This is a genomic window from Bradyrhizobium sp. CCH5-F6, assembly GCF_001556045.1.
In the GTDB taxonomy this organism is placed as follows: Bacteria; Pseudomonadota; Alphaproteobacteria; order Rhizobiales; family Xanthobacteraceae; genus Bradyrhizobium.
Genome location: NZ_LSIC01000157.1, coordinates 1 through 8,070 on the forward strand (window position 1 = coordinate 1; position 8,070 = coordinate 8,070).

9 protein-coding genes are annotated in these 8,070 nt (G+C 65.4%); 4 read left to right on the forward strand and 5 right to left on the reverse strand.

Annotation, left to right across the window (positions count from 1 at the left end; genetic code table 11):
* Positions 1–191 precede the first annotated feature (191 nt).
* The 3 genes from aroC to fabI form a co-directional block, all read right to left on the reverse strand.
* The gene (gene aroC / locus AX729_RS27510) at positions 192–1,280 is read right to left on the reverse strand and encodes a chorismate synthase (RefSeq protein ID WP_061027356.1); all 1,089 of its coding nucleotides are present in this window, start codon (positions 1,278–1,280) and stop codon (positions 192–194) included.
* Between the two features lie 87 nt (positions 1,281–1,367).
* The gene (locus AX729_RS27515) at positions 1,368–1,967 is read right to left on the reverse strand and encodes a histidine phosphatase family protein (protein WP_061027357.1); all 600 of its coding nucleotides are present in this window, start codon (positions 1,965–1,967) and stop codon (positions 1,368–1,370) included.
* Positions 1,968–1,979: 12 nt separating this feature from the next.
* The gene (gene fabI / locus AX729_RS27520; protein ID WP_061027358.1) at positions 1,980–2,795 is read right to left on the reverse strand and encodes an enoyl-ACP reductase FabI; all 816 of its coding nucleotides are present in this window, start codon (positions 2,793–2,795) and stop codon (positions 1,980–1,982) included.
* 169 nt (positions 2,796–2,964) lie between these two features.
* On the opposite strand from fabI, the gene AX729_RS27525 reads away from it, so the two are divergent.
* Positions 2,965–3,453 (forward strand): sigma-70 family RNA polymerase sigma factor, encoded by a 489-nt coding sequence (locus tag AX729_RS27525; RefSeq protein WP_061027364.1) that lies wholly within the window; start codon positions 2,965–2,967, stop codon positions 3,451–3,453.
* 105 nt (positions 3,454–3,558) lie between these two features.
* Positions 3,559–4,329, forward strand: coding sequence for an anti-sigma factor family protein (locus AX729_RS27530; protein ID WP_061027359.1), 771 nt, complete (start codon positions 3,559–3,561; stop codon positions 4,327–4,329).
* A 324-nt stretch (positions 4,330–4,653) separates the two neighbouring features.
* Here AX729_RS27530 and AX729_RS27535 read toward each other — a convergent pair whose 3' ends face one another.
* Positions 4,654–5,619, reverse strand: a complete 966-nt coding sequence (locus tag AX729_RS27535; RefSeq protein ID WP_061027360.1) for a DnaJ C-terminal domain-containing protein — start codon at positions 5,617–5,619, stop codon at positions 4,654–4,656.
* Between the two features lie 107 nt (positions 5,620–5,726).
* Positions 5,727–6,134 carry an RT0821/Lpp0805 family surface protein gene (locus tag AX729_RS27540; RefSeq protein WP_061027361.1) on the reverse strand — a complete coding sequence of 136 codons (408 nt, stop codon included), beginning with the start codon at positions 6,132–6,134 and terminating at the stop codon, positions 5,727–5,729.
* Positions 6,135–6,247: 113 nt separating this feature from the next.
* Between AX729_RS27540 and pdxH the strand changes: the two genes are divergently transcribed.
* Positions 6,248–6,889 carry a pyridoxamine 5'-phosphate oxidase gene (gene pdxH, locus AX729_RS27545; RefSeq protein ID WP_061027362.1) on the forward strand — a complete coding sequence of 214 codons (642 nt, stop codon included), beginning with the start codon at positions 6,248–6,250 and terminating at the stop codon, positions 6,887–6,889.
* A gap of 52 nt (positions 6,890–6,941) precedes the next feature.
* The gene (locus AX729_RS27550; RefSeq protein ID WP_061027363.1) at positions 6,942–7,694 is read left to right on the forward strand and encodes an SDR family NAD(P)-dependent oxidoreductase; all 753 of its coding nucleotides are present in this window, start codon (positions 6,942–6,944) and stop codon (positions 7,692–7,694) included.
* Positions 7,695–8,070: the final 376 nt, after the last annotated feature.

Sequence of the window (8,070 nt, forward strand, 5' to 3'; positions counted from 1 at the left end):
GTGCCTGGTCGGTTGAGCCGGCCGCGACCAGACGTTCGCAGAATTCGGTGATCATCTCGGCCGGCTCAACCGACCAGGCACCGTCGATCAGCCAGTTGCAGACGCGCTGGAGCTCGGAACTGTTCATGGCCCATTTGCGGATGAAGTGGTGGGCCCGTCAAGCTGCGGTGGGCTAGTCTAGTACCGCGACATCAACGTCCAACCTGCCCGCGATCGCGCAGAAAGTGATCGGCCAGCACGCAGGCCATCATGGCCTCGCCGACCGGAACGGCGCGAATGCCGACGCATGGATCGTGACGGCCCTTGGTGAATATCTCGGTGTCACTGCCCTGCCGATCGACGGTACGGCGCGGCTGAAGGATCGACGAGGTCGGCTTCACGGCAAAGCGCACCACAACCGGCTGTCCGGTGGAGATGCCGCCCAGCACGCCGCCGGCGTGGTTGGACAGAAAGCGCGTGCCGTCATTGCCGGTACGCATCTCGTCGGCGTTCTCCTCGCCGGTGAGCTCGGCTGCGCCGAACCCGGCGCCGATCTCGACGCCCTTCACCGCGTTGATGGTCATCATCGCGGCAGCGAGATCGGAGTCGAGCTTGGCGTAGATCGGCGCACCGAGGCCCGCCGGCACCCCCTCGGCGACGATTTCGATCACCGCACCGATCGAGGAGCCGCTCTTGCGGATGCCGTCGAGATAGGTCTCGAAGAACGCGGCCTTGTCCTTGTCCGGACAGAAGAACGGATTCCTGGCGATCTCGTCCCAATCCCATTTGGCGCGGTCGATCTTGTGCGGGCCCATCTGCACCAGCGCGCCCCGCACCCTGACGTCGGGCAGCACCTTTCGCGCAATGGCGCCGGCGGCCACCCGCGTCGCGGTCTCGCGCGCCGAGGAGCGGCCGCCGCCGCGATAATCGCGCAGGCCGTACTTCGCCTCATAGGTGAAGTCGGCATGACCGGGCCGAAACTTGTCCTTGATCTCTGAATAGTCCTTCGAGCGCTGGTCGGTGTTCTCGATCAGGAGCCCGATAGGCGTACCCGTCGTCACCTGCACCCCCGTTTCCGGATGCGCCATCACGCCGGACAGGATCTTGACCTGGTCCGGCTCCTGGCGCTGCGTGGTGAAGCGCGACTGGCCGGGCCGGCGGCGGTCGAGATCCCGCTGGATGTCGGCCTCGGTGAGCGGGATCATGGGCGGACAGCCGTCGACCACGCAGCCGATCGCCACCCCGTGGCTTTCGCCAAAGGTGGTGACGCGGAACATATGGCCGAAGGTGTTGAACGACATCGCTGCTCGCTGGCTCGGTTCCGGCGTGTGGTAACGCGCGGGGGGCCGGGGGTCAAACCCCGCAGCCGCCCAAGGACGGCGCCCCCTCTAGCTATGCTTTTCCAGCCGTCCGTCGCGGAACACATAGACGGCGCCCTGCTCGATAAAGAGTTCGGCGGCGCTGGCGGGCGTCTCGATGCCCAGGGCTACCATCAAGGCCCGGCAGGTGCCGCCATGGGCGACCGCGACGGTATCGACCAGAAGCGACTCGTACCAGTCGAGCATGCGCAGTTGCACCGCCGCGTAGGTCTCGCCGCCCGCGGGCGCGATCGTCCATTTGTCGGCAAGGCGCCTTGCATAGACATCCGGATCGGAGGCCTCGCTTTCGGCCAGCGTCAGCCCCTCCCAGGTGCCGTAACCGATCTCGCGCAGGCGATCGTCGAGCGCATAATCGGGAACCGGCAATGCGAGCTTGCCGCGGACGAGTTCCATGGTCTGCCGCGCGCGCCCGAGCGGACTGGACACATAGGGCAGCGCCGCCTTGTCCTTGCGGTCGCCCCTCAGCAGATCGGAGAGAACATCAGCCGCGTGCACGGCCTGGCCGCGGCCACGTGCGTTCAGCGGGACGTCCTTGGTGCCCTGGAGCCGCCCGAGCGCATTCCATTCGGTCTCGCCGTGGCGAAGGAAGTAGATCGTGGGCACGGGCATTCCAGCTTGGGGCTAATCCTTTCCGCCCAGCGAGATGTCCGGCGCATCCGGCCGCTTCATGCCGAGCACGTGATAGCCGGAATCGACATGGTGCACTTCGCCGGTAACGCCGCGCGAGAGGTCGGAGAGGAAATACAATGCGCTGCCGCCGACGTCCTCGGTCGAGACGTTGCGCCGCAGCGGCGCATTGTTCTCGTTCCACTTCAGGATGTAGCGGAAGTCGCCGATGCCGGATGCTGCGAGCGTCTTGATCGGGCCGGCCGAGATCGCGTTGACGCGGATGTTCTTCTCGCCGAGGTCGGCGGCGAGATAGCGCACGCTCGCTTCGAGCGCCGCCTTGGCCACGCCCATCACGTTGTAGTGCGGCATCCACTTCTCGGCACCATAATAGCTGAGCGTGATGAGCGAGCCGCCATCGGTCATCAGCTTCTCGGCGCGCTGCGCCACTGCTGTGAACGAATAACAGGAGATCAGCATCGACTTGGAGAAGTTCTCCTGCGTGGTGTCGACGTAGCGGCCGTCGAGCTGCTCGCCATAGGCGATCGCGTGCACCAGGAAGTCGATCTTGCCCCATTTCTCCTTCAGCACCGCGAAGGCCGCGTCGATGGTTGCGGCGTCAGTGACGTCGCAATGGCCGAGCACGAGGCCGCCGACCTCCGCGGCCAGCGGCTCGACGCGCTTCTTCAGAGCGTCGCCCTGGTAGGTGAAGGCGAGCTCGGCGCCGGCGGCGTGACATGCCTTGGCAATGCCCCAGGCAATCGAGCGGTTGTTGGCTACGCCGAGGATCACCCCGCGCTTGCCTTGCATCAGACCTGAATTCTGCGCCATTTGTGAACGTCCCGTCGAGCTCGTTGAGGTCTGGAGGTACACCAGCCCTCCCCTGCGGTACAGTCCTAATACGCGGCATTAACGCTGTTTCGAGCGCCGGAATAGCCGTTCCGATCGGGTGTTATGATCATTGAGGCGCTCGCGCCGAACGTTGGACGTCAAGACCGCAATGAATGCGTTTCGCCAGAGTGTGGAAGCCATGATCCCGGCGTTGCGGCGCTACGCCCGCGCGCTCACGCGCGATGCGGATTCGGCCGACGATCTGGTCCAGGACACATTGGTACGCGCGCTACGCTCGGAGCGGCTGTTTCTCGGAGGCGACGTCAGGAGCTGGCTCTATACTATCCTGACCAACCTCAACAAGAACCGGCGGCGCTCGCTGGCAAGGCGACCGCAATTCATGCCGCTGACCGAGAACAACCCGGATGCCAGCGGGACCGAAGCCGAGGGACGCGACATCGAGAAGGCGCTGGCCACTCTGGTGGAGGAACAACGTTCGGTGCTGCTGCTGGTGATGCTGGAAGGCATGAGCTATCGCGAGGTCGCCGATATCCAGGGCGTGCCGATCGGCACCGTGATGTCGCGCCTCGCACGCGCCCGCGCCCACGTCAAAGCCTCGCTGGAGGGTGAGCGCCCGGCGCTCAGGCGGGTGAAATGAGGACAGCGTGATGCATCGCATATCGTGCGCCCGCAGCCTGCCGAGGGCGCGAGCGAAGTTGAACCACGAACGATTTTTTGGGCCGCAGAGCCAGAGACGACGGATATGAACGACCGCAACATCCCAGTGACCGAGGACGAATTGCACGCCTATGTCGACGGCGAGTTGCCGGTCGAGCGCCGCGCCGACGTCGAGGCCTGGCTTGCCGCCCATCCCGACGAGGCCGAGCGCGTGCAGTCCTGGCGCGCCATGGCCGAGATGCTGCACGCCCGCTACGACGCCGTCGCCCAGGAGCCGGTGCCGGCACGGCTGGAGTTGGAGCGGCTCGAGCGCCGCCCGCGGCAATGGCTGTATCGCGCCGCCGCCGCCGTGCTGGTTGCTTTCGTCGCCGGCGGCGCGGCCGGCTGGGTCGCGCATGGCACCGCCAACGCGCCCTCGACCTTCCAGAACTTTACCGCGGACGCGCTCGATGCCCACCGCCTCTATGTCGTCGAGGTCCGCCACCCCGTCGAAGTCGGCGGCAATGAGCGTGACCATCTCCAGGCCTGGCTGACGCGGCGCTGCGGCTGGACCGTGTTCGCGCCGAACCTGGAAGCCAGCGGGCTCAAGCTCGTCGGCGGCCGGCTTCTGCCGGGGCCGAACGGTCCCGCGTCGTTCCTGATGTATGAGGGCGCCTCGGGCGAGCGTTACACGATCTACAGCGCCAAGACCGAGAGCGGCGCAACACAGATGCGCTACGCCAAGACGGACAAAGATGGTGCGCTGTTCTGGGCCGAGCGCGGCGTCGGCTACGTCGTCAGCGGCAGCAGTGACCGCGAGCGGCTGACCAAAGTTGCGCAAGCCGTTTACGACCAGGCCGAGAAGACCGGCGGCTAGCAACCGGTCCGGACACGGTGCCTAGATTCCGTCATTGAAAATTTGGAATCAGGACATCGGCGCGTCTCATTATCGCACCGGATGATCACGCGAAAATGAGCAGCGTTCGATCCGCCGATCGACGCGGGCGGCCTCGATTGGGGTTTTTGGTACCGCGCTGGTCCCCCTCTCGAGGCCGCACCTTTTCGTCGGCTGCCCCGCCGGACGGCCGACGCGTCTTACACGCCGACATCGAAGCGCAATGCGCGCTTCACGCGCGTATCCTGAGCATCATCCGTTCGGGAAGAGAATGCTCCGATCGTAGAGCGGGCCTCGGATAGCGCCCTAGCCGAGTCCGCTGCGCGGATTATAGGGATGTTGGTCCCGCCATTTCTCCATCAATGCCTCAAGCTCGGCGTCGTTCCCGTCCGGTAGCATAATCCTGACGGTGACGAAGAGATCCCCGGTTCCACCCGTTTTCGGCAGGCCCTTGCCCTTGAGGCGGAAGGTCCGGCCGCTGGAGGTGTTCTTCGGGATTGAAAGCTCCACGGCATTGCCGAGAGTAGGCACGCGGACCTTGCCGCCGAGCACCGCCTCGTAGAGCGTGACCGGCAGGTCGATTCTGAGGTCGGCGCCCTCGACCTTGAAGAACGGATGCGGCGCGATGTTGATGGTGATCAGGAGATCGCCGGGCGGATGGCCCTGCGCGCTTTCGCCCTGCCCGCGGAGCCGAATCTGCTGGCCCTCCGTGACGCCAGCCGGAATCTTGACGTTGAGCTCCTTGCCCGTCGGCAGCCGGACGCGCTTCTCGCCGCCCTTGACCGATTCCTCCAGCGAGATCGACATGGCAACATTCACATCGAGATCCAGCCCGATGCCGCCGGTATCGAATTCGAACTGGGCTCCGCCGCCGGCCCCAGGCCGCGCGCCGCGCGTCCCGCCGCCGAACATGCTGTTGAGGATATCCTCGAACGCGCCACCGCCCGGACCGCCGCCTGCACCGCCGCTACGGAACGTATAACTTTCGAACCCGCCGGGACCCGCGCGGCCGCGCGGCCCCCCGCCGCCCGGAAAACCCTGGAAGCGCGGCTTGCCCTCGGCATCGATCTCGCCGCGGTCAAACTGCTTCCGCTTGTCCTCGTCGCCAAGGATCTCGTTCGCCGAGTTGATCTCGGCGAAGCGCTCGGCCGCCTTCGGGTCATCCTTGTTGCTGTCGGGATGGTGCTTCTTGGCCAGCTTGCGATAGGCGCTTTTGATCGCGGCAGCGCTGGCGCTCCGCGGCACCCCCAAGACCTCATAGGGGTCGCGCATTCGTCACGTCTCCTTCAAAAAATCGAATTGTTCAAAGGGCTCCCCGCCCCACCTGCGTGTCATGTGGGAAGAGAGTGGCATTTTTGCAACTAGGAGCGCGCGCTAACCTAGTTCCGCCACGGCTTTAGCGTATGAATCTCCCAACGGCCACGGCTGCTTTGGCAGCCGGCGCCCTGGAGCCAGCTTTCGGTGCTGCCATTGACGTAGCTCGCCAGGAAGTCGCGGCATTTGCGTCCGTCCTCGGCGGCATAGGACTGGGCGATCGGCGTCACCGAGCCGCGCGCCCCGGTCTCCGGATTCTCCCAATGCTGGCTGGAATCCTTGTCACCCTTGCTGAGGACATCGGTGGCGGCGTTGCGGGTGAAGGCAAGATCGGTCTCGGTCGGCGGGGCGTCCTTCGCCGGGCGCGCGATCGAGCCGGTGAGGTCGCTGTCGTCCGCCTTGGCGTAGGCCTTCTGGTCGTTGCGGGAAAAGCTGCATCCCCCGGCACCGAGCCCGAAGAGAATGACCGTCATGACAAAGCCGGACGGCCGGATCGCCGATAGGCCAACGCGTCCCCATGCCCTATATAGAGCGGTAGCGGACAACAACGCGTTTTGGGCCGCGGGACGCAACTCGGACTCCGGACATGACCGACACGACCTCGATGAAACACCAGACACCCTTAACATCCGGTGATTTCACCGCTGCCGATGAGCCATTTGCGCTGTTCGAGACCTGGCTGAACGAGGCGACCAAGAGCGAGCCGAACGATCCGAACGCCATGGCGCTCGCAACCGTCGACCCCGACGGGCTGCCTGACGTGCGCATGGTGCTCATGAAGGGCTTCGATACCGAGGGTTTCGTCTTCTACAGCCACATCGCCAGCCAGAAGGGCCGCGAACTCGCCGCAAATCCTAAGGCGGCTTTACTTTTTCACTGGAAGTCGCTGCGCCGTCAGGTCCGCATCCGCGGCAACGTGACGCCGGTGACCGGCGCCGAGGCCGACGCCTATTTCGCCACCCGTCCCAAGCAGGCCCAGATCGGTGCCTGGGCGAGCAAGCAGTCGCAAGAGCTGGAGAGCCGCTTCGCTTTCGAACAAGCCCTCGCCAAGGTTGCGGCGAAATACGTCATCGGCGACGTGCCGCGGCCGCCGGGCTGGAGCGGCTGGCGCATCACGCCCTTGCGTATCGAGTTCTGGCACGACCGCCCATTCCGCCTGCACGACCGCATCGAATTTCGCCGTGACGCCGCCGGCCAGAAGTGGTCCAAGACGCGGATGTATCCTTGAGCCTCGATCTCTAGCCTTGATCATTAGCCTTGGGCCGACCTGAAAGATGTCAATGCCGCATTCGTCCAATGCGCCGCGCCGCACGCTGCTCCTGACCGGAGCAAGCCGCGGCATCGGCCACGCCACCGTGATCCGCTTTTCCTCGGCGGGATGGCGCGTCATCACCTGCTCGCGGCATCCTTTCCCGGAGGATTGTCCGTGGGACGCGGGCCCTGAGGACCACATCCAGGTCGACCTCGGCAATCCCAAGGACACTGCGCGCGCGATCTCCGATATCCGCGACCGGTTGGAGGGCGGCACGCTGCATGCGCTGGTCAACAACGCCGCGATCTCGCCGAAGGGCCCGGGCGGCTCCCGGCTCGGCTCGGTCGACACCGACCTCGACACCTGGACTCACGTCTTCCATGTCAACTTCTTTGCGCCGATCATGATCGCACGCGGGCTGATCGAGGAATTGAAGGCGGCCAAGGGCTCGGTCGTGAACGTCACCTCGATCGCGGGCTCGCGCGTGCACCCCTTCGCGGGCGCCGCCTACGCGACTTCGAAGGCCGCCCTTGCCGCGCTGACGCGCGAGATGGCCTCCGACTTCGGGCGCGTCGGCGTGCGCGTCAACGCGATCGCCCCCGGCGAGATCGACACCTCGATCCTGTCGCCGGGCACCGAGAAGATCGTCGAGCAGCAGATCCCGATGCATCGCCTCGGCACGCCCGACGAGGTGGCCAAGATCATCTACGTGCTGTGCACGGAGACCTCATCCTACGTCAACGGCGCCGAGATCCACATCAACGGCGGCCAGCACGTTTGATCCGATGCTTCGCCTGAGGCGCTGCGTCCGGGGCACGAAAGCGGAGTGTGAAGCGCGCGGCTTCCACTCGTCATTGCGAGCGAAGCGACGCAATCCAGAATCCCTCCGCGGAGAGATTCTGGATTGCTTCGTCGCAAGGGCTCCTCGCAATGACGGCGTACTGCGCAACATCGCCATCCCCCAGCACACATCTCGACTCGCGGACACGGCTTCTCGTCCTCGCGGCTCAACTCGCCCGAGTTTTACCTGATCTCTCCACCCTCGAAGCCAAGAGGGTGCAGGGAAGGCCGAGTGCCGGCGGCACCCGCGGTCCGCTGCGCGAAATGCACACGCAGGAAGAACCGCACAGCAGCATACAGGTGAAGCCCAACACACG

Bases quoted from the DNA above. Each gene is read 5' to 3' on its own strand.
- AX729_RS27515 (WP_061027357.1), bottom strand. From the start codon at position 1,967: ATGCCCGTGCCCACGATCTACTTCCTTCGCCACGGCGAGACCGAATGG.
- pdxH (WP_061027362.1), top strand. From the start codon at position 6,248: ATGACCGACACGACCTCGATGAAACACCAGACACCCTTAACATCCGGT.
- AX729_RS27540 (WP_061027361.1), bottom strand. From the start codon at position 6,134: ATGACGGTCATTCTCTTCGGGCTCGGTGCCGGGGGATGCAGCTTTTCC.
- AX729_RS27525 (WP_061027364.1), top strand. From the start codon at position 2,965: ATGAATGCGTTTCGCCAGAGTGTGGAAGCCATGATCCCGGCGTTGCGG.
- aroC (WP_061027356.1), bottom strand. From the start codon at position 1,280: ATGTCGTTCAACACCTTCGGCCATATGTTCCGCGTCACCACCTTTGGC.
- AX729_RS27530 (WP_061027359.1), top strand. From the start codon at position 3,559: ATGAACGACCGCAACATCCCAGTGACCGAGGACGAATTGCACGCCTAT.
- AX729_RS27535 (WP_061027360.1), bottom strand. From the start codon at position 5,619: ATGCGCGACCCCTATGAGGTCTTGGGGGTGCCGCGGAGCGCCAGCGCT.
- fabI (WP_061027358.1), bottom strand. From the start codon at position 2,795: ATGGCGCAGAATTCAGGTCTGATGCAAGGCAAGCGCGGGGTGATCCTC.
- AX729_RS27550 (WP_061027363.1), top strand. From the start codon at position 6,942: ATGCCGCATTCGTCCAATGCGCCGCGCCGCACGCTGCTCCTGACCGGA.